At 72.7% G+C, this 24,483-nt stretch carries 24 protein-coding genes and 1 tRNA gene; 6 read left to right on the top strand and 19 right to left on the bottom strand.

What is annotated here, in order from left to right:
- Window positions 1-34 precede the first annotated feature (34 nt).
- Window positions 35-817, bottom strand: coding sequence for an SDR family NAD(P)-dependent oxidoreductase (locus ABT129_RS06745; RefSeq protein WP_351897596.1), 783 nt, complete (start codon window positions 815-817; stop codon window positions 35-37).
- 201 nt (window positions 818-1,018) lie between these two features.
- On the opposite strand from ABT129_RS06745, the gene ABT129_RS06740 reads away from it, so the two are divergent.
- On the top strand, window positions 1,019-1,786 hold the full coding sequence (locus ABT129_RS06740; RefSeq protein ID WP_351897447.1) for a 2OG-Fe dioxygenase family protein: 768 nt from the start codon (window positions 1,019-1,021) through the stop codon (window positions 1,784-1,786).
- 89 nt (window positions 1,787-1,875) lie between these two features.
- Window positions 1,876-2,493 carry a LysE family translocator gene (locus tag ABT129_RS06735; RefSeq protein ID WP_351897445.1) on the top strand — a complete coding sequence of 206 codons (618 nt, stop codon included), beginning with the start codon at window positions 1,876-1,878 and terminating at the stop codon, window positions 2,491-2,493.
- An 18-nt stretch (window positions 2,494-2,511) separates the two neighbouring features.
- Here the strand turns inward: ABT129_RS06735 and ABT129_RS06730 are convergent, their stop codons facing one another.
- From ABT129_RS06730 to ABT129_RS06705, 6 genes are all read right to left on the bottom strand, one after another.
- Window positions 2,512-3,039 (bottom strand): YbaK/EbsC family protein, encoded by a 528-nt coding sequence (locus tag ABT129_RS06730; RefSeq protein ID WP_351897443.1) that lies wholly within the window; start codon window positions 3,037-3,039, stop codon window positions 2,512-2,514.
- Window positions 3,040-3,065: 26 nt separating this feature from the next.
- Window positions 3,066-4,151: a helix-turn-helix domain-containing protein gene (locus tag ABT129_RS06725; RefSeq protein ID WP_351897440.1), complete on the bottom strand. Its 1,086-nt coding sequence runs from the start codon at window positions 4,149-4,151 to the stop codon at window positions 3,066-3,068.
- Between the two features lie 153 nt (window positions 4,152-4,304).
- A complete protein-coding gene (locus ABT129_RS06720) occupies window positions 4,305-5,489 on the bottom strand; it encodes a serine hydrolase domain-containing protein (RefSeq protein ID WP_351897437.1) in 1,185 nt (394 codons plus the stop codon).
- A gap of 73 nt (window positions 5,490-5,562) precedes the next feature.
- Window positions 5,563-6,315, bottom strand: a complete 753-nt coding sequence (locus tag ABT129_RS06715) for an energy-coupling factor ABC transporter ATP-binding protein (protein ID WP_502981671.1) — start codon at window positions 6,313-6,315, stop codon at window positions 5,563-5,565.
- Window positions 6,303-7,064: a cobalt ECF transporter T component CbiQ gene (gene cbiQ, locus ABT129_RS06710; protein WP_351897432.1), complete on the bottom strand. Its 762-nt coding sequence runs from the start codon at window positions 7,062-7,064 to the stop codon at window positions 6,303-6,305. The genes ABT129_RS06715 and cbiQ overlap by 13 nt, the downstream gene beginning before the upstream one ends.
- A gap of 36 nt (window positions 7,065-7,100) precedes the next feature.
- The gene (locus ABT129_RS06705) at window positions 7,101-8,135 is read right to left on the bottom strand and encodes an energy-coupling factor ABC transporter permease (RefSeq protein ID WP_351897429.1); all 1,035 of its coding nucleotides are present in this window, start codon (window positions 8,133-8,135) and stop codon (window positions 7,101-7,103) included.
- 187 nt (window positions 8,136-8,322) lie between these two features.
- Between ABT129_RS06705 and ABT129_RS06700 the strand changes: the two genes are divergently transcribed.
- Window positions 8,323-8,706, top strand: a complete 384-nt coding sequence (locus ABT129_RS06700; protein WP_351897427.1) for an SsgA family sporulation/cell division regulator — start codon at window positions 8,323-8,325, stop codon at window positions 8,704-8,706.
- 28 nt (window positions 8,707-8,734) lie between these two features.
- Here ABT129_RS06700 and ABT129_RS06695 read toward each other — a convergent pair whose 3' ends face one another.
- Window positions 8,735-10,936, bottom strand: coding sequence for an MMPL family transporter (locus ABT129_RS06695; RefSeq protein WP_351897424.1), 2,202 nt, complete (start codon window positions 10,934-10,936; stop codon window positions 8,735-8,737).
- 136 nt (window positions 10,937-11,072) lie between these two features.
- Window positions 11,073-11,645 (bottom strand): TetR/AcrR family transcriptional regulator, encoded by a 573-nt coding sequence (locus tag ABT129_RS06690; protein WP_351897421.1) that lies wholly within the window; start codon window positions 11,643-11,645, stop codon window positions 11,073-11,075.
- 187 nt (window positions 11,646-11,832) lie between these two features.
- Between ABT129_RS06690 and ABT129_RS06685 the strand changes: the two genes are divergently transcribed.
- Window positions 11,833-15,189, top strand: coding sequence for a S41 family peptidase (locus ABT129_RS06685; RefSeq protein ID WP_351897419.1), 3,357 nt, complete (start codon window positions 11,833-11,835; stop codon window positions 15,187-15,189).
- Here ABT129_RS06685 and ABT129_RS06680 read toward each other — a convergent pair.
- From ABT129_RS06680 to ABT129_RS06660, 5 genes are all read right to left on the bottom strand, one after another.
- Window positions 15,186-15,692: a GNAT family N-acetyltransferase gene (locus ABT129_RS06680; RefSeq protein ID WP_351897417.1), complete on the bottom strand. Its 507-nt coding sequence runs from the start codon at window positions 15,690-15,692 to the stop codon at window positions 15,186-15,188. The genes ABT129_RS06685 and ABT129_RS06680 overlap by 4 nt on opposite strands.
- 133 nt (window positions 15,693-15,825) lie before the next feature.
- Complete coding sequence (locus tag ABT129_RS06675; protein WP_351897415.1) at window positions 15,826-16,011, bottom strand: hypothetical protein; 186 nt, start codon at window positions 16,009-16,011, stop codon at window positions 15,826-15,828.
- A gap of 163 nt (window positions 16,012-16,174) precedes the next feature.
- Window positions 16,175-17,056 (bottom strand): SDR family oxidoreductase, encoded by an 882-nt coding sequence (locus tag ABT129_RS06670; RefSeq protein ID WP_351897412.1) that lies wholly within the window; start codon window positions 17,054-17,056, stop codon window positions 16,175-16,177.
- Window positions 17,053-17,982: an alpha/beta fold hydrolase gene (locus ABT129_RS06665; RefSeq protein ID WP_351897410.1), complete on the bottom strand. Its 930-nt coding sequence runs from the start codon at window positions 17,980-17,982 to the stop codon at window positions 17,053-17,055. The genes ABT129_RS06670 and ABT129_RS06665 overlap by 4 nt, the downstream gene beginning before the upstream one ends.
- On the bottom strand, window positions 17,979-19,508 hold the full coding sequence (locus ABT129_RS06660) for a flavin-containing monooxygenase (RefSeq protein WP_351897408.1): 1,530 nt from the start codon (window positions 19,506-19,508) through the stop codon (window positions 17,979-17,981). Before ABT129_RS06660 ends, ABT129_RS06665 begins: the two co-directional genes overlap by 4 nt.
- A gap of 299 nt (window positions 19,509-19,807) precedes the next feature.
- On the opposite strand from ABT129_RS06660, the gene ABT129_RS06655 reads away from it, so the two are divergent.
- Window positions 19,808-20,455 (top strand): MerR family transcriptional regulator, encoded by a 648-nt coding sequence (locus tag ABT129_RS06655; protein WP_351897594.1) that lies wholly within the window; start codon window positions 19,808-19,810, stop codon window positions 20,453-20,455.
- Between the two features lie 19 nt (window positions 20,456-20,474).
- On the opposite strand, the gene ABT129_RS06650 is transcribed toward ABT129_RS06655, so the two are convergent.
- Window positions 20,475-21,278, bottom strand: a complete 804-nt coding sequence (locus ABT129_RS06650) for an exodeoxyribonuclease III (RefSeq protein ID WP_351897405.1) — start codon at window positions 21,276-21,278, stop codon at window positions 20,475-20,477.
- A 62-nt stretch (window positions 21,279-21,340) separates the two neighbouring features.
- On the opposite strand from ABT129_RS06650, the gene ABT129_RS06645 reads away from it, so the two are divergent.
- Window positions 21,341-21,820 (top strand): GNAT family N-acetyltransferase, encoded by a 480-nt coding sequence (locus tag ABT129_RS06645; protein WP_351897404.1) that lies wholly within the window; start codon window positions 21,341-21,343, stop codon window positions 21,818-21,820.
- 134 nt (window positions 21,821-21,954) lie between these two features.
- Here ABT129_RS06645 and ABT129_RS06640 read toward each other — a convergent pair.
- The 4 genes from ABT129_RS06640 to ABT129_RS06625 form a co-directional block, all read right to left on the bottom strand.
- Window positions 21,955-22,028: transfer RNA gene (locus ABT129_RS06640), tRNA-Ala, on the bottom strand.
- A gap of 95 nt (window positions 22,029-22,123) precedes the next feature.
- Window positions 22,124-23,152 (bottom strand): divisome protein SepX/GlpR, encoded by a 1,029-nt coding sequence (sepX, locus tag ABT129_RS06635; RefSeq protein ID WP_351897401.1) that lies wholly within the window; start codon window positions 23,150-23,152, stop codon window positions 22,124-22,126.
- Between the two features lie 137 nt (window positions 23,153-23,289).
- Window positions 23,290-23,883 (bottom strand): GNAT family N-acetyltransferase, encoded by a 594-nt coding sequence (locus tag ABT129_RS06630; RefSeq protein WP_502981674.1) that lies wholly within the window; start codon window positions 23,881-23,883, stop codon window positions 23,290-23,292.
- 14 nt (window positions 23,884-23,897) lie between these two features.
- Window positions 23,898-24,416 (bottom strand): MogA/MoaB family molybdenum cofactor biosynthesis protein, encoded by a 519-nt coding sequence (locus ABT129_RS06625; RefSeq protein ID WP_351897592.1) that lies wholly within the window; start codon window positions 24,414-24,416, stop codon window positions 23,898-23,900.
- Window positions 24,417-24,483 lie beyond the last annotated feature (67 nt).

The following is a 24,483-nucleotide window of genomic DNA, read 5'->3' as shown; positions in this document are numbered from 1 at the left end:
CGCCGGGTGCGGCGGCCCGGCGACCGGCCCCCTGTCAGTCCCCCAGCACCTCGCCGAAGTGGGTGTTCACCGCCAGCAGGCCTCCGTCCACGCGGAGGACCGTGCCGGTGATCCAGGAGGCGTCCCGCGAGGCCAGGAAGGCGACCGCGGCCGCCACGTCCTCCGGGGTGCCCACGCGGGCCAGGGGGTAGACGCGGTCGGCCAGGGCGGTCAGTTGGGGGCCGCGGTCCTGCCAGGACGCCGTCGCGATCGTGCCCGGGTTGATCTGGTTCACGCGGACCCCGCGCGGCGCCGCGTCGCCCGCCAGCGTGCGGGTGAGGGACGCGAGGCCCGCCTTCGCCGCGCTGTAGGCGTGGCCGCCGAAGTCCGCCTCCGCGTTGACCGAGCCGATGGTGACGATCGCCCCGCGTCCGCCGGCCGCCGCCAGGTGCGGCAGGGCCGCGCGGGAGCAGCGGACGGCTCCCATGAACGTGACGTCGTGCTGGGTGGCCCAGATCCCGTCGGGCTCGTCCTCGAAGCGGTCCCGGTCGGGGACGACCGGGCCGTAGGCGTTGTTGACGAGGACGTCCAGGCCGCCGAAGGTCCGCACGGCGTGGGCGACCGCCGCGTCCACCGAGGGCTGGGAGGCCACGTCGCAGGGGTGGGCCTCCGCCCCGGGGATGTCCGCCGCCGTCCTGCGCGCCTCGTCCTCGTCGATGTCCGTGACGAGGACCCGCGCCCCCTCCGCCGCGAGCCGTCGCGCGGTGGCCGCGCCGATCCCGCGTGCCGCGCCCGTGATCAGTACCGCGTACCCGCCGAAGCGTTCCCTGAGGTCCATGGGGTTCATGGGTCGATCTCAGCATCCGGCTCCGCTCCCGCGCCAGCCGCCCGCAACACTCCGTTCACGAATTGCCCGGGATAAAGGCGAAGACAAAGCCTTCATACGGCGATTCGGCCAGGGCCGAAAGGCTTTGACACACCCCTGGCGCGAATACCACGATTACTGCGCCGCCGAACACTTGGACCACAGGGGGAAATCATGTCTTCGTCGTCTTCGCTGACCTTGTCGAATCCGTCGTACCAGGCCGGTGTCGAGGAAATTGCCGAGTCCCTTTCCTCCCGGAGCTACGACCTGATCTCCAGTGAGAAGGTGAAGCAGCTCCTCCTCCACCGGTCCGAGTCCGCGCTCGACGACCTGGAGCCCTTCCGCGACAGCTGGACCCGGATGCCGCTCGACAGCTACATGGCGGACGGCGGCCGCTACCGCCGCCGCCGGCACGCCACGCTGAGCGCGCCCCGGGCGAGCGTCGACTACCGCGTCGAGGCGCACCAGCCGCACTACCAGGGGCTCGACTACAACACCCTCAACGGTGGCGTGGCCCGCCACTACGAGCCGTTCGAGGAGCAGAGCCTGCGCGGCCGCACGATGGACGGCCTGCTCACGCTCGGCCTCGACGTCTTCGGCCGGCTCGCCCCGTACTCGGGCTGGCACATCGAGGCGCACCAGTTCCGCATCGAGGTCGACGGCGAGGAGGTCGGCCTGCCCACGCCGGAGGGTGTCCACCGCGACGGTGTCACCTTCGTCCTGATGGCGATGATCGGCCGTTCGAACGCCACCGGCGGCGAGAGCACCGTGTTCAACCTGGACAAGCAGCCGGTCGAGAAGTTCGAGCTCACGGACCCGCTCGACGTGGCCCTCGTCAACGACGAGCGGGTCTACCACGGCGTCACGCCCATCGAGCAGATCGACTCCGGCGCCCCGGCCTCGCGCGACGTGCTGGTCATCACCTACCGTCACAAGCCCTGATGTCAGGCGCGGGTGCGGGGGCCGGCGTCCGCGAAGGCGCCGCCCCCCGCCCGCGTACCCCTTGAGTGAGAAGACGGGAAGACGGGTACATGGGTCAGCTCATCGCCGTGGCGGTCATCACCATTCTGGCTGTCATCAGCCCCGGCGCGGATTTCGCGATGACCGTCCGCAACAGTTATCTGTACGGACGGACCGCAGGCGTTCTCGCCGCCGTCGGAATTGCGCTGGGCGTTCTCGTCCACGTCACCTACACGATGCTGGGCGTGGGTCTTCTGGTTTCCAGGAGCCCGATGCTTTTCATGGCGATGAAACTGATCGGCGCCGCCTATCTCATCTACATCGGGTACAAGACGTTCGTCACCAAGACCGAGGTGGACATCGACCTGTCGAGCGACGGCGGTCTGTCGAAGGCGGGCGCGCTGCGCACCGGTTTCCTGACGAACGCGCTCAACCCGAAGACGATGCTGTTCGTGCTGAGCACGTACACACAGGTCGTCAGCGCCGACACCCCCGTCTTCCAGCAGGTCGGCTACGGCCTGTTCATGTCGTTCGCCCACCTGGTCTGGTTCGCGCTGGCCGCGCTCCTCTTCTCCCAGCAGAGCCTGCGCTCCCGGCTGCTGAAGCGGCAGACGGTGCTCAACAAGGTCATCGGCACCGTGCTCGTCGGCCTGGGGATGGTGCTGGCGCTGACGCCCGCCATGGCGTGATCCCGGGTCGCGGGAGGGTCAGTCGGTCGAGACCCGCTCCACGCGCGGCTCGGCGATCGACCGGTAGTCCTCCGCCGACAGGGCGATCGAACGGTCGAGCCGCGCCGCGTTGAAGTAGAACTCCGGGTGGACCAGCAGGTCCGGGTCGACGAGGAGTTCGAGGCGCTCGTCGAAGGAGAACGGCAGGATCGTGCCGCTCGGCGATCCTGCCAGGTCCTCGGCGATCTCCGGGGAGGCGAAGGAGACGTAGGTGCCGCCGTACAGCGCCTTCACGGCGCCCAGGTCGATCCGGCGGTCGCCGGGGACGACGACCAGCGCGAAGCGCTTCTCCTTCTTGCCGATCTTCACCATCGCGATGATGCACTTGGCCGCCTCGGCGAGCGTGTGACCCCGCAGCGCGCTGACCGCCTCGGTGGCGCCCTCGGGGGCGTGCTCGATCACCCGGTACGCCGCCCCGCGCTCGTCGAGCAGGGCGATCAGCTTCTCGTAGGTGGCGTTCGTGGCGTCCGCGGCGCTCGTCGCGTCCGCGGCGTTCTCGTCGGTCATGTGGTTCCTCCTCGTTGCTGCGTGTATCAACTGGTTTCGCACGACGGCGCGTTGACCCTACGCCAGTTGTCGAGGTGCCTGAGCAGCACGACACCCGAGCCGTCCAGCTCGTACAGCACCCGCACGCCCGCCCGGCGGCGCCGCACGACCCCCGCGGCCACCAGCGAGGTGAGGTGCTCGGAGACCGTGCTGGGGGCGAGTCCCAGCGTCGTCGCCAGGTCCGAGGTGGTGGTCGGCGCGACGAGCGCGCGGACGACGCCGGCCCGGCTGCGGCCGAGCAGGATCTCCAGGCGGTCGCCGCGCGCGGGTTCGTCGGCCCGCCGGCCGGGCCGCATCTCGCCGGCGAGTACGGCGGCCCCCTCGGCCTGGTACGACACGGCCGTCGCACCGTCCGGGGCGGAGCCGACGAGGGACGCCCCCCGGCCGAACACCAGGGGGACGAGGACGACGCGGGAGGCGTGCGGCACCCCGGCGCCACCGCCGGGACCGCCGCCGCCGGGCAGGGTCCCGCCCGGCCCGGCCACGCCCGGCGTCCTGACGTTCAGCCTCAGGACGTCGCCGTGCCGGGAGAGCCGGCCGCGCAGGCCGCCGAGGAGTTTCTCCGGGCCCTGGGTCGCGAGGACGCGGGCGCGGAGCAGGATGTCGTCCTCCGTGACGGCCCGCAGGGGTCCCCCGAACGGGGCAAGGGCGGCCCGCCAGTAGCGCGGGAGGAAGGCGCACAGCTCGGCGATCCGCGCCTCCGGGTCCGCGTGCAGCGGGCGCACCTCGGCGGGGACGCCCTGCGGGAACCACCGTTCCAGCTCCTCGCGCACCCGGGCCGGGGACACGGACCGGAGGGACGCGATCTCCTCCGCCAGGCCGGCCTGCGGGGCGGAGGTCGGGACGGGCAGGAGGAAGGAGGGCAGGGTTCCGCCGCTGACCCGGTAGAGGTGGACGAGCCACCCCGGGATGGTCACGTCGGCCCGCATCAGCGAACGGCGGGTCGCCCTGCCCCAGTTGGTGTACGGCCAGGGGGCGAGCCCCCGGTGCGCGGACAGCAGCCCGATGCTGCCGAAGGTCTCCCAGAGCCGGCTTTCGGCGATCCGAATCGTCCCGCGTTCGGAAGTCGTCAACGGAATCTCGATCACATGCGCCCCCGTGCGCCTGGTCCACCGGACGGTGGAGCGGGCACACGGTACCGGCGGCTTGATCACCGCTCCGCGCGACGTGCGCGCAGAATGTCAGGTCGGGTCCGCCCTATGTCAGGTCCGGGAGGGCCCGGACCCTCAAGGACGGCCTTCCGTCACCGACTTGACCGCTCTCACCAGCGACTGAGCCCTGGGGTCGGCCGTCACCGTCTTCCGCATGCCGTTCGTCACGTACCCCAGGGCGATGCCCGCGTCGGGGTCGGCGAAGCCCAGCGAGCCGCCGCGTCCGGGGTGGCCGAAAGACGAGGGTCCGAGCAGCGGGGAGGCCGGGCCGTGCAGCATGTGGCCGAGGCCGAAGCGGGTGCCGACGAGCAGCACCCGGTCCGGCCCCGCGGACTCCTCGGTCCGTGCGAGCGCGAGGGTGTCCGGGGTGAAGAGGCGCGGGGCGCCGTCCACGGGACCGAGGGTGGCCGCGTAGAAGCCGGCGAGGGCGCGGGCGGTCGCCACCCCGGCCGAGCCGGGCAGCTCGGCGGCGCGGTAGACCGGGTCGTTCTCGTCGGGCTTGGGGTCGATGACCCCGAAGGCGCGGCGGGTGAGGGAGGCCGGGTCCCGGTACGCCTCGGAGACGGAGCGCTTGGGGCGGAGCCTGAGGGCGCCGCCGCCCGCCGGTTCGATCTCCTCGACGGGGCCGATCCTGCCGACCCGGTGGGTCTCGGCGGCCGGGAGCCCGATCCACAGGTCGAGGCCGAGGGGGCCGGTGATCTCCTCGGCGAGCCAGTGGCCGATGGTGCGGCCGGTGACCCGGTGGACGAGGCCGGAGAGCAGCCAGCTGAAGGTGTGGGCGTGGTAGCCGTGGGCGGTGCCGGGCTCCCAGACGGGGGCCTGGGCGGCTGTCGCGCCGGTCGCGGTCGGCAGGTCGACGGCCTCGGCGAGGGTGAGCGGCCGGTCCAGGACGGGGACGCCGGCCCGGTGCGCGAGCAGCTGCCGTACGGTCACGCGGTCCTTGCCGGCCGCCTTGAACTCGGGCCAGTACACGGCGACGGGGGCGTCCAGGTCGAGCAGGCCGCGCTGGTGCAGCAGCAGGGGTACGGCGGCGGCGACGCCCTTGGTGGCCGAGCGGACGACCTGGGCGGTGTCGGCGGTCCAGGGGGCCGCGTCGGCACCGGGGTCGACGTCGCGGGTGCCCGCCCACAGGTCCACGACCCGCACCCCGTCGTGGTGGACGGCGACCGCCGCCCCGCGCTCGCCGCGCTGCTCGAAGTTGCGCAGGAACGCGTCCCTGACCGGCTCCCAGCCCGCCGCCACCGTGCCCAGGACGTCCACCCGACCCACTCTCCCTTGCGATACGACCGGCTCCCATGGTGCAACGCGGGCCGCGGGGGACGGATTCCGGGGGTCAGGCCACGGAGCGCGGGACGAAGCCGAACGGCAGCTCCAGGCGGTGCCGGGCCATCAGCTCCTCGTCGGCGAGGATCTCGCCGGTGCGCCCGTCGGCGGCGATGACGCCCTCGCTGAGGATCACCGCGCGCGGGCAGAGCTCCAGGGCGTACGGCAGGTCGTGGGTGACCATGAGGACGGTGACGTCGAGCGTACGGAGGATGTCGGCGAGCTCGCGGCGCGAGGCCGGGTCCAGGTTGGAGGAGGGCTCGTCGAGGACGAGGATCTCCGGCTCCATGGCGAGGACGGTGGCGACGGCGACCCGGCGGCGCTGCCCGAAGGACAGGTGGTGCGGCGGCCGGTCCGCGTACTCCGCCATCCCGACCCTCTCCAGCGCGCGGGTCACGACGGCCTCCAGCTCGGCGCCCCGCAGGCCCGCGGCGGCCGGCCCGAAGGCCACGTCCTCGCGGACGGTCGGCATGAAGAGCTGGTCGTCGGGGTCCTGGAAGACGATGCCGACCTTGCGCCGGATCGCGGCGAGGTGCTTCTTGCCGACGGGGAGCCCGGCGACGGTGACGCCGCCCGCGCCGCCGGTGAGGATGCCGTTGAGGTGGAGGACGAGGGTGGTCTTGCCCGCGCCGTTGGGGCCGAGGAGGGCGACCCGTTCGCCGCGCGCGACGGTCAGGTCCACGCCGAACAGGGCCTGGTGGCCGTCGGGGTACGCGTACGCGAGGCCGGTCACTTCGAGCGAAGGGGCGGTCATAGGGTCCATCCCAGGAGGCAGATCAGAAGCGCGGTGAGCGGGAGCGCGGCCGCGTACGCCCACTGGGCGCGGGTCGCCGTCACCTCGTCGATGACGGGCATGGTGCCCGTGTACCCCCGGCTGACCATGGCGAGGTGGACCCGCTCCCCGCGCTCGTACGAGCGGATGAAGAGCGCGCCCGCCGACTTGGCGAGGACGCCCCAGTGGCGGACGCCCCGCGCCTCGAAGCCGCGCGAGCGGCGGGCGACGGACATCCGGCGCATCTCGTCGGTGATGACGTCGCCGTACCGGATCATGAACGAGGCGATCTGCACCAGCAGCGGGGGCAGCCTCAGCCGCTGGAGGCCGAGGAGCAGGGCGCGGAGTTCGGTGGTGGAGGCGAGGAGCACGGAGGCGGCGACGCCGAGGGTGCCCTTGGCGAGGACGTTCCAGGCGCCCCACAGTCCGGGGACGCTCAGCGACACCCCGAGGACGGTCGTCCGCTCGCCGGGGACGACGAAGGGCATGAGCAGCGCGAACGCGACGAACGGCACCTCGATGAGGAGCCGCTTCAGCAGGAAGCCGGCCGGGATCCGGGCCTTCGCCGCCACGGCCGCGAGGAGCACGGCGTAGAGGGCGAAGGCCCAGACGGCCTCGCGGGGCGTCGAGACGACGACCACGACGAAGCCGAGGACCGCGGCGAGCTTGGTGTGCGGGGGCAGCTCGTGGACCGGCGAGCGGGCGTGCCGGTAGAGCTTGTGGGCGTGCCCGGCTCCCATGTCAGCGCGCTCCCCTGCCGGTGCCCCGGGCCCGTGTCAGACCCGCGCCCCGGTCTCGTTCCTGCGGCGGCGGACGGCCACGAAGGCGCCGGTGCCGACGGCGAGGGTCGCGCCGACGCCGATCACGCCGGCGAGTCCGCCGGAGAGCCGGGCGGTCTCGATGCCCTTGACGCCGTAGTCGGCGAGCGGGGAGTCCGCGGTGGCGTGCTCGTACTCCTCGGCCTTGGCGTCGATGCCCTTGTCGGCGGCGACCTTCTCCAGGCCGTCGGGGCTGGCGGAGGCGTAGAAGGAGACGAAGCCGGCGAGGACGAGGGCGGTGACGACACCGCCGATCCACAGCTTCTTCGGGGACCGGGCGGGCGCGGGCGCGGCGGCGGGCGCCGCGTCGACCAGCTCGCCGTCGACGCGGAGCTTGAGCGGGGCGGTCAGGCCCCGGGCGCCGTAGACCAGGTCGGGGCGGACGGCGATGACCGCGCCGACGGTCAGCATGGTGATGACGGCCTCGCCGATGCCGATGAGGACGTGGACTCCGACCATGGCCGTGAGGACCTTGGGGAGCGGTACGTCGGTGGTGCCGCCGATCGCGTAGACGAGGGTGAAGGCGGCGGCCGCGGCCGGTACGGAGACGAGCGCGGCGACGAAGGAGGCCGCGGTGACCGAGGCGCGGGTGCGGGGCAGCACCAGGACGAGGCCGCGGAAGAGCGCGTAGGCGACGACGACCGTGACGACGCCCATGACGGTGATGTTCACGCCGAGGGCGGTGAGGCCGCCGTCGGCGAAGAGGATGCCCTGCATCAGCAGGACGACGGCGATGCAGAGGACGCCGGTCCAGGGACCGACGAGTATCGCCGCGAGCGCGCCGCCCAGGAGGTGTCCGCTGGTCCCGGCGGCGACCGGGAAGTTCAGCATCTGCACGGCGAAGACGAAGGCGGCGACGAGTCCGGCGAGCGGGGCGGTCCGGTCGTCCAGCTCGCGGCGGGCTCCGCGCAGGCTGACGGCGACGGCGCCGGCGGCGACGACTCCGGCGACGACCGATACGGGGGCGTTGATGAATCCGTCAGGTACATGCACGTCCCGAATGATGAGCGCTCCTGCGAAGCACTTGCAAGAGCGCACAGGTCACAGAACGGCGGCGCGCGGCCGCGGGTGACCCCGCCCACACCTGTGCTCACCTGTGCATGGCCCGCGCTCGCACGGGGAAAGAGTGGGACATTGAGTACAGCGAGGTACAAAAGAGACGGCTGTGAGGAGCACTTCCATGCGCGCCCCGGAAGACCGTGAAGACGCCCGCGCCACCGACGCCCATGGAATCGAGGACCACGCCAAGGGACGGATCATCAGCGACGCCCCGCTCTCGCGCCCCGTTCCGGTGGCCCTCCGCTACGACCCCGACTTCTCCCCCGCCACCGTGCGCTTCGCCTTCCCCGGCGAGGAGTGGTCGTTCCCCCGCGTCCTCCTGGAGACCGGGCTGCGCGCCCCGACCCGCCGCGGCGACATAGGCGTCTGGCCCTGCGGCCGGGTCCAGACGGTCGTCGAGCTCCACAAGGACGACGGGGTCACGGTCGTCCAGTTCGACACGACGGCCCTGCTCCGCTTCCTGAAACACACGTACGCCGCCGGTGCGTCGATGACGACACACTGACGGCGTACGCGAGCTGTTCCGGTGCGGGTCAGACCTTCACGAGGTCCGGCTTCGCGCCGGAGGACCCGTCGGCTGACGTCCCCGCGGCGAGCCCCTCGCCCTCCACGTCCACGTTCGGCAGGATCCGGTCCAGCCACTTCGGCAGCCACCAGGCCTTGTGGCCGAGGAGCGCGAGCACGGCCGGGACGATCGCCATCCGGACCACGAAGGCGTCGAAGAGGACCGCGACGGCCAGGCCGAAGCCGATCATCTTGATCATCTGGTCCGTCATGCCGATGAAGCCGGCGAAGACCGCGATCATGATCACCGCGGCGGCGGTGACCACCCGGGCGCTGTGCCGGAAGCCGGTCACGATCGCCTCGCCGGGCCGCTCCCCGTGGACGTACGCCTCACGCATGCGGGTGACGAGGAAGACCTCGTAGTCCATCGCGAGACCGAAGACGACACCCACCATGAAGATCGGCATCATCGACATGATCGGGCCGGTCTGCTCGACCCCGAAGAGGCTGCCGAGCCAGCCCCACTGGAAGACCGCGACGACCGCGCCGAGCGCCGCGACCACCGAGAGCAGGAAGCCCAGGGCCGCCTTCAGGGGGACGAGGACCGAGCGGAAGACCAGGGTCAGGAGCAGGAAGGCCAGGCCGACGACGAGGGCCAGGTACGGCACCAGGGCGTCGTTCATCTTCTGCGAGAAGTCGATGTTCATCGCGGTGGCGCCGGTGACGAGCACGTCGTCGCCGGTGGCGTCCCGGATGTCGTGGACGAGTCCCTCGGTGGCGACCGAGGACGGGCGGTCCTTCGGGACCACCGTGATCATCGCGGCGTCGCCGGCCTTGTTCGGGGTCGCCGGGGTGACCGCCGCCCAGCCTTCGAGGCCCTTGATCGTGGAGACCGTCCGGTCGGCGGTCGCCTTGTCGCCGTCCACGACGACGAGCAGCGGGCCGTTGAAGCCGGGGCCGAAGCCGTCGGACAGGGTGTCGTACGCCCGGCGCTCGGTGGTGGAGGTCGGCTTGGCGCCGTCGTCCGGGAGGCCCATCTCCAGGGAGGCGGCAGGCAGCGCGATCGCGCCGAGGCCGAGGACGCCGACGAGCAGCACCATGACGGGGCGGCGGATGACGAAGCGGGCCCAGCGGGTGCCGCCGTTCGGCTTGTCGGCCTTGGCCCCGGTGGAGGCAGCGACGTCACCCGCGGCACCGGCCTTCGCGGCCTTGCGCTGCTTGCGGCCGACGACCTTGTCGCCGGCGAAGCCCAGCAGGGCCGGGATCAGGGTGAGCGCGATCAGGACGGCGATCACGACCGTGCCCGCGGCGGCGAAGCCCATCTTCGTCAGCATCGGGATGTTGACGACGGCCAGGCCGACCAGGGCGATGACGACGGTGAGTCCGGCGAAGACGACGGCGGAGCCCGCCGTGCCGACCGCGCGGCCCGCCGCGTCCTCCTTCTCGCGCCCGTCGGCGAGCTCCGCGCGGTAGCGGGAGACGATGAAGAGGGCGTAGTCGATGCCGACCGCGAGGCCGATCATCATCGCGAGGGTGGAGGTGGTGGAGCCCAGGTCGAGGACGTTCGCGAGCGCGGTGATCGAGGAGACGCCGATGCCGACGCCGATGATCGCCGTGAGCAGCGGGAGTCCGGCGGCGACGAGCGAGCCGAAGGTCATGACCAGGACGATGCCGGCGATGACGACGCCGATGATCTCGCTGGAGCCGGTCTCCGGCATGGTCTGGAGGGCGTCACCGCCGACCTCGACGGTCAGCCCCTTGCCCTGCGCGTTCTCGCCGGCCTGGGTCAGCGCCTCGCGCGTCCCGTCGGTGAGCTCCATCGCGTTGACCTTGTAGGCGACGGAGACGTAGGCGGTGGATCCGTTCTGGGAGACGGCCTGCGCGGTGTACGGGTCGGTGACCGAGACGATCTGGTCGGACCCGTTCTTCAGCGCGGAGACGGTCTCCTCGACGACGGCCTTGTGCGCCGGGTCGGTCATCTTCTGGCCCTCGGGGGCCTTGAAGACGACCCGGGCGGTGGCCCCGTCGGCTCCGGCGCCCGGGAAGCGCTCTTCGAGCAGGTCGAAGGCGCGCTGGGCCTCGGTGCCGGGGATGGAGAAGGAGCCGGAGGTCGCGGCGGGTGCGGTGGCGGCGCCGATCCCGGCGACCGCCAGGAGGGCCACCCAGAGGAGGGCGACGAGCCGTCGGCGCCGGAAGGCGGAACGGCCCAACTTGTACAGGAACGTGGCCACGGGGGCGTACTCCCAGTGTGGGTGGGACAGGGCATGGGGAGCCGGCCCGACGGCGAGAGCGGAGCGCGTCAGGGGGTACTGGTGCTGTCGGGAGGGGTGCTCCGGCCGGGGACGCCGGTGCGGGTGACAGGTGGCTCTAGACGCCGAGTGAGGGGAGCACGACGGCGTCGACATAGGCGCTGAGGAACGCGTGGTCGACCGGCTGATCCTCGATCAGCGGGCGGGCGACGAACGCGCCGATCAGCATGTGCGGAACGAGGTTCAGTGCCGGGTTCCCGGCGTCGACCTCGCCCCGGCGGACCGCTCGGCGCAGTACTTCGTCGAGGCCGTTCATCTCGGGTTCGATAAGCAGCTCGCGCAGCGCACGGTGCAGTTCGGGGTTGGTGTGGACGGCATGGGCCAGACCCCGCATCAGCGCGGAGTCCTTCTCCATCTGGCAGTCGTCGGTCCGGTCGAGGAGCTCGTGGAAGTCGCCGCGCAGCGAGCCGGTGTCGATCTGCGAGAGATCGGCCGGCTTGTTGTCGCGCAGCGCCCTGGCGACCAGCTCGGGCTTGCTCCCCCACTGGCGGTAGAGGGTGGCCTTGCTGGAGTGGGTGCGGGCGGCGACGGCGTCCATGGTGAGGGCGTCGTAGCCGACTTCGCGGAGGAGGTCGAGCACGGCCGCGTACAGCTCGGACTCCCGCTCGGGAGTGAGTCTGCTGCGTGCCATGGCCGTGTCTCCGTTCAGGTCCGGGTGTAACGAGCGAAACGACTTCGTACCGTACGAAGATACCCCCGCTCTCAGCGAAACGAAACCGTTTCGTACGTGTCCTGGACCACATCGGGCTCTCCCCTTCGGAGACGCCCGCATACACGTACGAGTTGCCTCACCCCCTCCACGCGGAAAGCATGAACAGGTGAGTGACGACGTCGCGTATCTCCGTTTCCCGCACCTCCACGACGACCTGCTGTGCTTCGCCGCCGAGGACGACCTGTGGATCGCCCCCCTCGCCCCCGAGGGCCAACGCCCCGGCCGGGCCTGGCGGCTCACCGTCGACCGCACGCGGGTCGGCCACCCGCGCTTCTCGCCGGACGGGCGCCTCATCGCGTACACGAACTGGCGCAGCCTCGACCCGGAGATCCATCTCGTGCCCATCGAGGGCGGGGCCGCCCGGCGCCTCACCTACTGGGGCTCCACCGACACCCGGGTCTGCGGCTGGACACCCCCCGACAAGGACGGCCGCTCCGACATCCTCGCCGTCTCCTCGCACGGGCAGCCCTTCTCGTACTTCTCCTGGGCCTACACCGTCCCCACCGACGGGACCCCCGGCAGCAAGCTGCCCTGGGGCCCGGTCTCCGACATCGCGGTCACCGACGACACCGCCATCACCGGCGACGCCTCCCGCCCCGACCACGAGGGCGAGCGCCGCTCCCTCCTCCTCACCGGAAAGCCGCCCCACGAGCCGGCCGCCTGGAAACGCTACCTCGGCGGCGCCACCGGCCGCCTCTGGCTGCACGGCGAACGGCTGCTGCCCGACATCGGCGGCCACCTCGACAGCCCCATGGCCGTCGGCGGCCGCGTCGCCTTCCTCTCCGACCACGAGGGCGTCGGCAACCTCTACTCCTGCCGGCCCGACGGCACCGACCTGCGCCGCCACACCGACCACGACGAGTTCTACGCCCGGCACGCCTCCACCGACGGACAGCGGGTCGTCTACCAGTGCGCCGGCGACCTGTGGATCGTCGACGCCCTCACCCCCGACTCCCGCCCCCGGAGGCTGGAGGTGCGGCTCGGCGGCCAGCGCGTCGGCCGCCGCTCCTACCAGGTGCCCGCCGCCCACCACGTCGACGCGGTCACCGTCGACGAGACCGGCCGGGCCAGCGCCGTCTCCGTGCGCGGCAGCCTGTACTGGCTGACGCACCGCGACGGCCCGGCCCGCACGATCATCGACTCCCCGGGCGTCCGGGTCAGGCTCCCCGAGATGCTGGGCAGCGGCGGCCAGGTCGCGTACGTCACCGACGCCGAGGGAGAGGACGCCGTCGAGATCGCCTCCCTGCCGCGCGCCAGCGGCGACCGCCCCCCGCGCCGCCTCGCCTCCGGCGACCTCGGCCGCGTCGAGGAGCTCGTCGCCGACCCCGACGGCGAGCGGCTCGCCATCGCCTCCCACGACGGACGGCTCCTGCTCCTGGACACCGCGGAGGAGTCCGGACCGGACGCGGACACCTCCCCGGCCGAGGGCTCCGGGGGAGTCACCGAGCTGATCAGGTCCGTCAACGGGCCCGTCCGCGACCTCGCCTTCTCCCCCGACGGCGCCTGGCTCACCTGGTCCCACCCCGGCATCGGCCGCTCCCTGCGCTCCATCAAGATGGCGCGGATCTCCGGCCCCGGCGCCCGGACCGTCGTCGACGTCACCAACGGCCGCTTCGAGGACGAGAACCCCGTCTTCACCCGGGACGGCCGCTACCTCGCCTTCCTCTCCTGGCGGGGCTTCGACCCGGTGTACGACGTGCACACCGGCGACCTGTCGTTCCCGCTCGGCTGCCGCCCCTACCTCGTGCCGCTCTCCTCCGCCACGCCCTCCCCCTTCGCGCTGCTCCCCGACGGGCGCCCGGCGGCCGGCGGTCTCGACCCCGCCGACGACGACACGGAGACGGCCGACGGAACGGTCACCGTCGAGATCGAGGGGCTCCCCGACCGGGTCACGCCCTTCCCGGTCACCGCCTCCAAGTACTCCGCCCTGCACCCGGTCAGCGGCGGCGGCCTGGTCTGGCTGCGCTGGCCCATCTCGGGCGCGCTCGGCGAGACGTTCGCCAACCCCGCCGACACCTCCGGCCGCCCCACCCTGGAGTACTTCTCCATCACCAAGGCCCGCAAGAGCGAACTCGCCAAGGACCTCGACTGGTTCGCGGTCAGCGGCGACGGCACCCGGCTCGTCGTCGCCGACGAGGGCGAGCTGCGGGCCGTCCCCGCCACCGAGTCCGGGGACGGCGACTCCACCGTCTACCTGGACCTGCGGCGCATCCTCCACGAGGTCGACCCGGGCGCCGAGTGGCGGCAGGCCTTCGACGAGGCCGGCCGGATCGTCCGCGCCTACTTCTGGGAGCCCGGCATGGGCGGGGTCGACTGGACGGCCGTCCTCGACCAGTACCGGCCCCTCGTCGAACGGATCGCCTCCCCCGACGAGTTCGCCGACCTGCTCCGGGAGGTCGTCGGCGAACTGGGCACCTCCCACGCGTACGTCACCCCCGCCCGCCGCAACGAGGGACCGCCGCACTACCAGCGGCCCATGGGCCTCCTCGGGTCCAACCTCGTCCTCCGGGAGAACGGCTGGACGGTGAAGCGGATCCTGCCCGGCGAGTCCTCCGACTCCAAGGCCCGCTCCCCGCTGGCCGGTACGGGCATCCGCGCGGGCGCCGTCCTCACCCACGTCGACGGCCGGCCCGTGGACCCGGTCACCGGCCCGTACCCGCTGCTCTCCGGCACCGGCGGCACCACCGTCGAACTCACCTTCACCCCCGCCGAGGGCGAGGGCAGGGCCCGCCGCGTCGCCGTCGTCCCGCTCGTCGACGAACGCCCGCTGCGCTACCAGGACTGGGTCGCCAAACGCCGTGCGGTGGTACGGGAGATCAGCGGCGGCCGCTGCGGCTACCTGCACATCCCCGACATGGGCGGCTCGGGCTGGGCCCAGTTCAACCGCGACCTGCGCATGGAGGTCTCCCGGCCGGCCCTCATCGTCGACGTGCGCGGCAACGCGGGCGGCAACATCAGCGAACTCGTCATCGAGAAGCTCACCCGCAAGATCCTCGGCTGGGACCTCACCCGCAACGCCCAGCCCGTCGCGTACGCCTCCAACGCCCCGCGCGGCCCCATCGTCGCCCTCGCCGACGAGGCCACCTCCTCCGACGGCGACATGATCACCGCCGCGTTCAAACTCCTCGGCCTCGGCCCGGTCGTCGGCCAGCGCACCTGGGGCGGGGTGGTGGGCATGACCGGCCGCCACCGGCTCGGCGACGGCACCCAGATCACCGTCCCGATGAACGCGGCCTGGTTCCCCGAGTACGGCTGGTCTTTGGAGAACCACGGCGTCGAACCCGACCTCGCGGTCCTGCGCACCCCGCTCGACTGGGCCGAGGGCCGCCACGCCCAGCTCGACGACGCGGTCCACGTCGCCCTCGCGCTCCTCACCGAGACCCCGGCGGCGAGCCCGCCGGGGTACGAGGACCTCCCGGACCGCTCCCGCCCGAAGCTGCCCCCGAGGCGGGACGTTCCCTAGACGCCGACGAGGCCGGGGGCGTGGCTCAGGTCCAGCTCGTACGAGGTGCCCGGCCGCCCGTCGAGCGTCACGCTCCCCACCGCGCCGAAGCCGACCCGGCCCAGCACGACCCTCGACCCGTCGTTGTCGAGGGTCGTGACGGCGGTGAGCCGGCTCAGCCCGTACTCCTCGCGCGCCAGCCGGCACACCGCGCGGACCCCGGCGGTCGCCACCCCGCGCCCGGCCGCCCGCTCGGCCACCCGGTACCCCAACTCGGCGGCCCCGTCGGCGACGTCGACGAGGTTGAACCGCCCGAGGATCCCGCCGTCCTCCCCCACGAGCACGTGGAAGTGGATCGCCCCGGCCCCCTGCTCGTCGAGCAGCGCCCGGTGCCGCTCCTCGAAGTCGGTGAAGTAGGCGTCCCCCCGGTCGGGCACGGACGCGGCGAAGTACCCCCGGTTCTCCCGCTCGAAGGCGAGCAGGGCGGGCGCGTGGTCGGATCGCAGTCGCTCAAGTACGGCCATGGGCGCCACGGTACGAAGATCCGCCCTCCGGCGCGTACGACTTTTCGGCCCATGACGCGAGGAGACGCACCCGGTCACCCGGGTGCGCCTCCTTCAAGGATTCCGCGAGGACTCCGCGCGAAGCGGGCCGACGTCAGGCGTCGTAGTCCTGGTCCATCCGGTCCTGGGCCTCCTGCTGGGCCCTGCGGGTCTCGTCGCCGGAGCGGTCCCGGCCCCGGGAGGCACGCTCGGACGCCTCGTCCTTCGCCTTGCCCGCGGCCTGCCTGGCCTGCTCCTTGAGCTGCTCCGCCTTGTCCTTGAACTGGTCTGCCATGCCCATGAAGGTTCACTCCTAAAAGGGTGTGAGGGGGCCGGGGCGGTGCGCCCCTTGGGCCTCGACCAGCCTTGCACGAGCGAACATTCCACGCATTTCGATCAGTTACGTTCCGTACGCGGGGGCGTTCCGGCACGGCCCCCGGTACGGCCCCGCGTACGGGCGCCCGTCAGACGCGGCCCTTCCGCGCCTGCTCGTCGGCCGCGCCGCCCGCGCCCACCAGCCCCTTGGAGACCGAGGCCAGGCGCGGCTCGAAGCGCTCCATCTCGCGCCGTCCGACCGTCGCGATCATGCCGGGCAGGTAGCCGCGGACCGACTGCATCCCCCGCAGCCACCACTGCGCGTACACATGGGCCGAGCGCCGCTCGATGCCCGCCACGATCCGGTCGACGGCCGGGCCGAGGGGGTACGTGCGGTTCGAGGGCCACGGCAGCCGCTGCCGCAGTTCCTTCATCACGTCGTCCTGGTCCGCGCCCCGCACCATGTCCGTGTCGGTCCAGGACAGATAGCCGACCCCGACCTTCACGCCCTTGTAGGCGACCTCGGCGCGCAGGCTGTGCGCGAAGGCCTCGACGCCCGACTTGGAGGCGCAGTACGCCGTCATCATCGGGGCCGGGGTGAGCGCGGCGAGCGAGGCGATCTGGAGGAAGTACCCCCGGGACTCCATGAGGACGGGCAGGAACGCCCGGCCCGTCACCGCGCCGCCGATCAGGTTGACCTCGATGACCCGTCGCCAGGCCGCCGGGTCGGAGTCGACGAACGGACCGCCCGCCGCGACACCGGCGTTGGCGACGACGATGTCGACCTTCCCGAACCGCTCCTTCACCTCGGCCGCGACCCGGGCCATCGCCTCGTGGTCGGTGACGTCGGCGTGCCACCAGTCGGCCTCCGTGTGGAGCCGGCCCGCGACCTCCTTGAGCTGCTCCGGCTCCAGGCCGACGAGCGCGATCCTCGCGCCGCGTGCGGAGAGCTTGCGGGCGAGGAGCTCCCCGACGCCTCGGGCTCCTCCGGTGACGACCGCGACCTGTCCTTCCAGGCTCACCCTGCTCATGCCTGCTCCTTCTCCTTCTCGCCGGACTTCGCGCCCAGGTACGTGAGGGTCAGTTCGCGGATCTGCGCGGTGACGGCCTCGGGGGCCTCCACCGGCGTCATGTGGCCCATGCCGGCCAGCTGGACGAGGCCCGTGCAGTGCGGCAGCGCGTCCGCCATCGCACGGGAGTGGACGGCCGGGGTGAGCCGGTCGGCGGTGCCGACGAGCACGGCCACCGGCAGCCGCAGCGCCCGCAGTCCGGCTTCGAGGTCGATCCCGGCCAGGACCTGTGACCAGCCGTACCGGGCGCCGCGCGGGCAGGCGTGCACGATCCGGGCGCAGGTCTCGACCCGGTCCGGCGCCGAGCCGGGTCCCATGGTCGCGTACCTGAGGACCTTCTTCGAGACGGCGTTGACCGGGCCGAGCGGCGCCTTCGCGCCGAGGACGGCCCTGGTCAGCCGGCTGCGCAGACCGCCGGGCCGCAGCGGTACGACAGTGGCCTCGGCCGTCAGCCGCGAGGACCCGGTGGAGCAGAGCAGGACGGCGGCGGCGTGCTGCCGGAAGCCGGGGCGCTCGGCGGCGGCCATGATGGTCATGCCGCCCATGGAGTGGCCGGCCAGGACGGCCCGCTCACCGGGGCCGAGGGTGGCGGCGAGCACCGCCTCCAGGTCGTCGGCGAGCGCGGTCGTCGAGTAGCCCGCGCCGCCGTCGGGGGCGGGGGCCGGGGTCCGGCCGTGGCCGCGCTGGTCGTAGGCGATGACCCGGTGGTCGGCGGCGAGGGCCCGGATCTGCTCGGCCCAGAAGGTGATCGAGCAGGTCCAGCCGTGGGCGAGGACGACGGCGGGCGCGTCCTCGGGGCCGTACACCTCGACGTGGATCGGGGCGCCGTCGGCGGAGAGGGCGGTGAGTTCGCGGGGCGTGGGCAGCGAGGTCAGGTGCCGGTTCACTGGGCGGCCTCCTTCTTGCGGGAGGCGGTGCGCGTCCCGGTCGCCGGGACCGGGCCGGTCGCGCGGATCACCTCGTACTCGGAGAGGTCGACCTGCCGGGTCTCCCGCCGGAACTCGCCGGTCGTGCCCGGCCACAGCGTGGTGTTGCGGCCGTTGGCGTCGAGGTACCAGCTCTCGCAGCCGCCCGCCTTCCAGACGGTCCGCTCCATCCGGGCCTGCACCTTGCGGTTCCAGGCACCGACGGCCGAGGGCCGGACGGCGAGGGCGGCGCGCCCGCCGAGCACGTCGAGCTGGCGCAGGTAGTCGGCCATGTAGTTCAGCTGGGACTCGATCATGAGGATCATGGAGGAGTTCCCGAGGCCCGTGTTGGGGCCGATGACCGTCATGAAGTTGGGGAAGCCGGCGGCGGTGGCGCCGCGCAGCGCCTCCATGCCGCCCTTCCAGGTCTCGGCGAGGGTCCTGCCCTCGGCGCCGACGACCCGTTCGGCGATCGGCATGTCGGTGACGTGGAAGCCGGTGCCGAAGACGATCGCGTCGACCTCGGTCTCGGTGCCGTCGGCGGCGATCAGGGTCGAGCCGCGGACCTCGCGGAGTCCGGAGGCGACCACGTCGACGTTGGGCTGCGCGACGGCCGGGTAGTACGTGCTGGAGAGCAGGATGCGCTTGCAGCCGATGCGGTACGAGGGCGTCAGCTTGGCGCGGAGCACCGGGTCCTTGATGGACTTGGAGATGTTGGCCTTGGCGAGCTTCTCGACGAGCCCGAGTTCGTTCGGGTGCTTGGTGAAGGCGCCGACCTGGAGTTCGCGGATGCCCCAGAGCAGGCCGCGGCGCAGGGTGCCGGTGGCGGGCACGGCGCGGTGGAGCCAGCGCTCGGGGCCGGTGATCGCCCGGTCCATGCGGCGCATGACCCACGGGGGCGTGCGCTGGAAGAGCGTCAGCCGGCCGACCCGGGGCTGGATCGCGGGCACGATCTGGATGGCGGAGGCGCCGGTGCCGATCATGGCGACGCGCTTGCCGGTGAGGTCGTAGTCGTGGTCCCAGCGGGCGGAGTGGAAGACCTTGCCGGGGAAGTCGGCGAGCCCCGGGATGTCCGGGATCTTGGGGTCGGAGAGCGGCCCGGTGGCGGAGACGACGACCTCGGCGCTGAAGCTGCCCCGGCTGGTCTCGATCTCCCAGCGGAGCGTCTCGGTGTCCCACTCCATCCGCCGCACCTCGTGGCCGAGGCGCAGGTGGGGGCGGATCCCGAAGGTGTCCGTGACATGCTCCAGGTACGCGCGGATGTGGCGCTGTCCGGAGAAGGTCCGCGGCCAGTCGGGGTTGGGCGCGAAGGAGAAGGAGTAGAGGTGGGAGGGGACGTCGCAGGCACAGCCGGGGTAGCTGTTGTCCCGCCATGTTCCGCCCACGGAGTCGGCCCGCTCCAGGACCACGAAGTCGGTGATCCCCTCGCGGCGCAGCCGGACCGCGGCGCCGAGGCCACCGAATCCCGATCCGATCACCGCCACCCGTACGTGCTCGTGCTTCGCCATGCCGCCTCCCGTGCGCCCGGCCAATCCCGCCAGCAATCACTGGCACAGTCGGGACTGTAGAGCAGCTCCATACCGAGCGGTAGGGGTACGACGAGGGAAAGTTACCGGCGGTACAACATAGGCTGGCGGGCGTGGCAGAAGGATCAGGCGAAGCATCGGAACCCACCGCGGGCGCCCGCGAGGACGCGCACGCGGGCCTGCGCGCGGGCGCGCGCGAGGCCGGACGCGCGGGCGCGCACGAGGCCCCGCGGACCGGCCCGAACGAGACCGCCCCGCACCCCGGCGTCCGCGAGTACCGCATGGAGGAGCTGGCGTCCGCCGCCGGCATCACCGTGCGCACCCTGCGCTTCTACCGCGAGCGCGGCCTGATCCCCCCGCCCCGCCGCGAGGGCCGGATCGCCTGGTACGACGAGCAGCACCTGGCCCGGCTGCGCACCATCGCCGCCCTCCTGGAGCGCGGCCACACCCTCAACGGCATCGCCGACCTCACCACCGCCTTCGAGAGCGGCCGCAACGTCCGCGAGGTCCTCGCCATCGACGTCCCCAGCGAGGAGGAGCCGGTCCGGCTGACCCCCGGGGAGCTGGCCGACCACTTCGCCGGCGAGGTCACCCCCGAGAACCTCGCCGCCGCCCTCGACCTGGGCTACCTCGCCACCGACGGCGAGGAGATCGTCCACATCAGCCGCCGCCTGCTCGACGTCTCCGCCGCCCTCGTCCGCGAGGGCGTCCCGCTCGCCGAGGTGCTCACGGCGGGCGCCCGCGTCCGCGAACACGCCGACGCCCTCGCGGAGCTCTTCACCGACCTGCTGCGCACCCACGCCGCCGAGGACGACCTGTGGCGGCTGCGCCCGCTCGCGAAGAGCGTGGTGGAGGCGGAACTGTCGATGGCCCTGGACCGGCGCCTGCGCACGGCGGGCACGCCGGAGGGCGACGGACCGGCCCGCTGACCGCGCGGCGCCGAAGGGGTCACATCTCGTAGACGGCGGTCACGGGCGCGTGGTCGCTCCACCGCTCGGCGTGGGTGGCGGCCCGCTCGACGTAGGCCTTCACGGCCTTGGCGGCGAGACCGGGGGTGGCCAGCTGGTAGTCGATGCGCCAGCCGCTGTCGTTGTCGAAGGCGCGACCCCGGTAGGACCACCAGGAGTAGGGCCCCTCCTGCTCGGGGTGGAGGGCCCGCACGACGTCGACGTAGCCGCCGTCCTCCTCCTCCAGGACCCGGGACAGCCACTCCCGCTCCTCGGGCAGGAAGCCGGCGTTCTTCTTGTTGGCCTTCCAGTTCTTGAGGTCGGCCTCGCGGTGGGCGATGTTCCAGTCGCCGCAGACGACGACCTCGCGCCCGTCGGCGGCGGCCCGGGTCCTGAGCTCCTTCAGGTACGGCAGGAACTCGCCCATGAACCGGTACTTCTCGTCCTGGCGCTCGGTGCCGACCTCACCGGAGGGCAGGTAGAGGCTGGCGACGGTGACGCCGGGCAGGTCGGCCTCGACGTACCGGCCGCTGCCGTCGAACTCTCCCGACCCGAAGCCGACGCGCACCTGGTCGGGCTCGCGGCGCGTGTAGAGGGAGACCCCGGCGCGGCCCTTGGCGGCGGCGGGCGCGTGGACGGTGAACCAGCCCTCGGGCGCCCGCACCTCCTCGGGCAGCTGCGCCTCCTCGGCGCGCACCTCCTGGAGGCAGACGGCATCGGCGGAGGTCCCGCCCAGCCACTCGACGAAGCCCTTCTTGGCGGCGGCGCGGAGCCCGTTGACATTCACGCTGGTGACAGTGAGCATCCCGGGAGAATACCGACACGAAGACCCCCGCCCACGAGTCGCATAGATGTACGATACTTCGCATGAACATCCAGCCCACCCCCTATGACCACCCCGACGCCGTGAATCTCAACGACGCCGTGCAGGCGGAGTACGCCGTCCGCTACGACGACGAGGGCGATGTCACACCGCTGGACGCCGGAATGTTCGTCCCTCCCCACGGCCTCTACCTCCTCGCCTACGACCCCGAGGGCAACCCGCTGGCCACCGGCGGCTGGCGCACCCAGGACGAGAACGAGCAGGGCTACGCGGACGGCGACGCCGAACTCAAGCGCATGTACGTGATCCCCGAGGCCCGCGGCCTGGGCCTGGCCCGCCGCATCCTGAGCGCCCTGGAATCCGACGCCCGCTCGGCCGGCCGCACCCGCATGGTCCTGGAGACCGGCACCGCCCAGCCCGAGGCGATAGCCCTCTACACCTCCAGCGGCTACGCGCCCTGCGCCAAGTTCGGCCACTACCGCGACCACCCGGCCAGCCGCTGCTTCGCGAAGCCGCTGATCTGACCTCCGCGGGAGACGACGGACGACGGGGCTCCCGAGAAGGGGGCCCCTCTCTCCGTCCGCTTTCCTTCCGCTTTCCGTCCGGGAAAGCGGAAATCCCGCCCGATCTTTCGATCGGACGGGATTCCCGTTGTCTGTGGACCTGTGGGGATTTGAACCCCAGACCCCCTCGATGCGAACGAGGTGCGCTACCAGACTGCGCCACAGGCCCTTGCGACGTGTGAAACATTAGCATCCCGACGGGCCCAGACAAAAATCCGTTCCCTCGCAGGTCAGCCGGGGGCCGTCGTGCGCCCCCGGCCGGGGTCATTCGTTGGCCGCCCGGGGGCGGTCGTCGTCCGCGTACTGGTCGAAGAGCGGGGTGCGGCCGTGGTCGCGGTCGCGGTCGCGGCGGGGCGGGTTGGCGCGCTGACGGGGGGCCGGGGACGGGGCGGGGGCCGGGTCGGCCGCCGTGGAGGAGCGGGCCGCGCTCCAGGTCTCCGGGTCCGTGATGTCGATGCCGCTCGTGGCGCGCGGGGCGACCGGCGCGGTGACGTACGTTGGGAGCGGCACCGGGACCGGGTCCCAGCTGTCGCCGCGGGCCGGGCCCCGGTCGCGCTGCTGGTCGACCCACTCCGCGTGGTCGGTCTGCTCGACCAGGGCGCGCCGGTCCGCCTCCTGCGGGGAGGGGGCCGAAGAGGCCTCGGGCGACAGTTCGGGCGTGGGGGCCGGGCGCCGGCTCTCGCGGAGCCGGGCCGCCGCCGCCTCGGCGCGCCGGCGGTCCATCACGTACACGAAGCGGCGGCGTTCCTGGGTCCGCAGGTGGACGATGTACGCGCTGAGGAGCAGCGCGGGGACGGCGGGCACCCAGAGGAAGGCGATGCCGCCGACGGCCGCGACGACCGCGCCGAGGGTGAAGCCCGCGAAGAGGAGCGTCGTGGTGCGCCGGCGCCGGGCGAGGACCTTGCCGCGCCGGGCGCGCTCGGCGGCGGCGCCGGTGGCGGGGCGGGCCGGGGCGGGCGCGGGTTCCTGTTCGGGCTCCGGGAGTTCCATGCGCGCCTCGGTCCTGGCCGCGGGCGCGGAGAAGGCCCGGACGTCGACCGAGCTGACTTGCTCGGTTTCCGCGTCCGGGTCCACGTCGGGTGTCGGGCCGTCCACCGTACGGTCCCGCTGCTTGAGCTCCTTGGCGTACCGGCGCTCCATGCCCGCCCGTCCGGAAAGCAGCCGGATGGCGGTGCTGAAGCGTTCCGTAGGACGGGCTTCGTTCAGCTCGTCCTGCCTGCGGAGCCACATCGGCACCAAGTAGGCGGCCCAGGCCCCGACGATGACTGCGTAGATGAGGCCGCTGCTGCTCACGCCTCACACGGTAGAGGGGTTCCGTTACGGGCATCGGCCAATTGGCCCGGTGTGTCGCACGATCTGGCTGATATCACTGAACTTTTTTGTGATTGTTCAGATCGATTGACTGTCAACTACCGATTAAATTCGAACACTTATTTCATTCTCGCCTGACGCCAGCGACGCAGAAGCCCTTCCGGGACCTCCTCGACGGTCAGCGCGAAGACCAGATGATCCCGCCACGCGCCGTCGATGTGGAGGTAGCGGGGCCGCAACCCCTCCTCGCGGAAGCCCAGTTTCTCCACGACCCGGCGCGAAGGCCCGTTCTCCGGGCGGATACAGACCTCCATCCGGTGCAGCCCGACCGCGCGGAAGCAGTGGTCGACGGCGAGCGCGACGGCCGTCGGCATCACCCCGCGCCCGGCCACCTCGCTGTCGACCCAGTAGCCCACGTGCCCCGAGCACATCGAACCCCAGGTGATGCCGGCCACCGTCAACTGGCCGACGAGCCGGCCCCGGTACTCGATGACGAAGGGCAGCATCCGGCCCGCGTTCGCCTCCGCGCGCAGATGGCGGACCATCTGGCGGTACGTCGGCCGCTGGGCCACCGGCCCGCCCGGGGGCGGCGGCGGAACCGTCGCCTCCCAGGGCCGCAGCCACTCGCGGTTGCGCCGGTTCACCTCGCGCCAGGCCGCGTGGTCACGCAGCTTGATCGGGCGGAGCACCACCTCGCCGTCGACGAGGACCACCGGCCAGGACGGGATCACGACGGTCTCGGGTGGTCGCCGCCGCGGATCTGGTCGACGGCGTGCCGCAGGAGCGGCTCCAGGACGGCCAGCCCGTCCCGTACCCCGCCGGGCGATCCCGGCAGGTTCACGATCAGCGTGCAGCCCGCGACGCCCGCGAGGCCCCGCGAGAGCGCCGCCGTCGGCACCTTCTCCCGGCCGTACGCCCGGATCGCCTCCGGGATGCCCGGGATCTCCCGCTCCAGGACCCGGCGGGTCGCCTCGGGCGTCTCGTCGGTGGGCGAGATGCCCGTGCCTCCGGTGGTCACGACGGCGTCGTACCCGGCGGCGACCGCCGCCCGCAGCGCCGCCTCGACCGGCGCCCCGTCCGGCACGACCTGCGGGCCGTCCACGGCGAAGCCCGTCCGGGCCAGGCCCTCGACGATCAGCGGACCGCCCTTGTCCTCGTAGACCCCGGCGGCCGCCCGGTTGGAGGCGGTGACGACGAGCGCGGCGTAGGGGGCGAGGAGCGCGCCGCCGACGCCCGCGTCGAGCACCGCCGGAGGGTGCTCCTCCCGCGCGGGGCCCTTGTGGCCGTCGCCGTCGTGGCCAGGGCCCTCGTGG

The organism is Streptomyces sp. NPDC002057 (assembly GCF_040296665.1).
Lineage (GTDB): Bacteria > Actinomycetota > Actinomycetes > Streptomycetales > Streptomycetaceae > Streptomyces.
Note: the sequence above shows the minus strand (reverse complement) of the source record. Positions and strands in the feature narration are given on the sequence as shown.

Bases quoted from the DNA above. Each gene is read 5' to 3' on its own strand.
- ABT129_RS06680 (WP_351897417.1), bottom strand. From the start codon at position 15,692: ATGGCCGTACTTGAGCGACTGCGATCCGACCACGCGCCCGCCCTGCTC.
- ABT129_RS06670 (WP_351897412.1), bottom strand. From the start codon at position 17,056: ATGAGCAGGGTGAGCCTGGAAGGACAGGTCGCGGTCGTCACCGGAGGA.
- ABT129_RS06715 (WP_502981671.1), bottom strand. From the start codon at position 6,315: ATGGACCCTATGACCGCCCCTTCGCTCGAAGTGACCGGCCTCGCGTAC.
- ABT129_RS06700 (WP_351897427.1), top strand. From the start codon at position 8,323: ATGCGCGCCCCGGAAGACCGTGAAGACGCCCGCGCCACCGACGCCCAT.
- ABT129_RS06660 (WP_351897408.1), bottom strand. From the start codon at position 19,508: ATGGCGAAGCACGAGCACGTACGGGTGGCGGTGATCGGATCGGGATTC.
- ABT129_RS06690 (WP_351897421.1), bottom strand. From the start codon at position 11,645: ATGGCACGCAGCAGACTCACTCCCGAGCGGGAGTCCGAGCTGTACGCG.
- ABT129_RS06645 (WP_351897404.1), top strand. From the start codon at position 21,341: ATGAACATCCAGCCCACCCCCTATGACCACCCCGACGCCGTGAATCTC.
- ABT129_RS06735 (WP_351897445.1), top strand. From the start codon at position 1,876: ATGGGTCAGCTCATCGCCGTGGCGGTCATCACCATTCTGGCTGTCATC.
- ABT129_RS06740 (WP_351897447.1), top strand. From the start codon at position 1,019: ATGTCTTCGTCGTCTTCGCTGACCTTGTCGAATCCGTCGTACCAGGCC.
- ABT129_RS06730 (WP_351897443.1), bottom strand. From the start codon at position 3,039: ATGACCGACGAGAACGCCGCGGACGCGACGAGCGCCGCGGACGCCACG.
- cbiQ (WP_351897432.1), bottom strand. From the start codon at position 7,064: ATGGGAGCCGGGCACGCCCACAAGCTCTACCGGCACGCCCGCTCGCCG.
- ABT129_RS06745 (WP_351897596.1), bottom strand. From the start codon at position 817: ATGGACCTCAGGGAACGCTTCGGCGGGTACGCGGTACTGATCACGGGC.
- ABT129_RS06650 (WP_351897405.1), bottom strand. From the start codon at position 21,278: ATGCTCACTGTCACCAGCGTGAATGTCAACGGGCTCCGCGCCGCCGCC.
- ABT129_RS06655 (WP_351897594.1), top strand. From the start codon at position 19,808: ATGGAGGAGCTGGCGTCCGCCGCCGGCATCACCGTGCGCACCCTGCGC.
- ABT129_RS06675 (WP_351897415.1), bottom strand. From the start codon at position 16,011: ATGGGCATGGCAGACCAGTTCAAGGACAAGGCGGAGCAGCTCAAGGAG.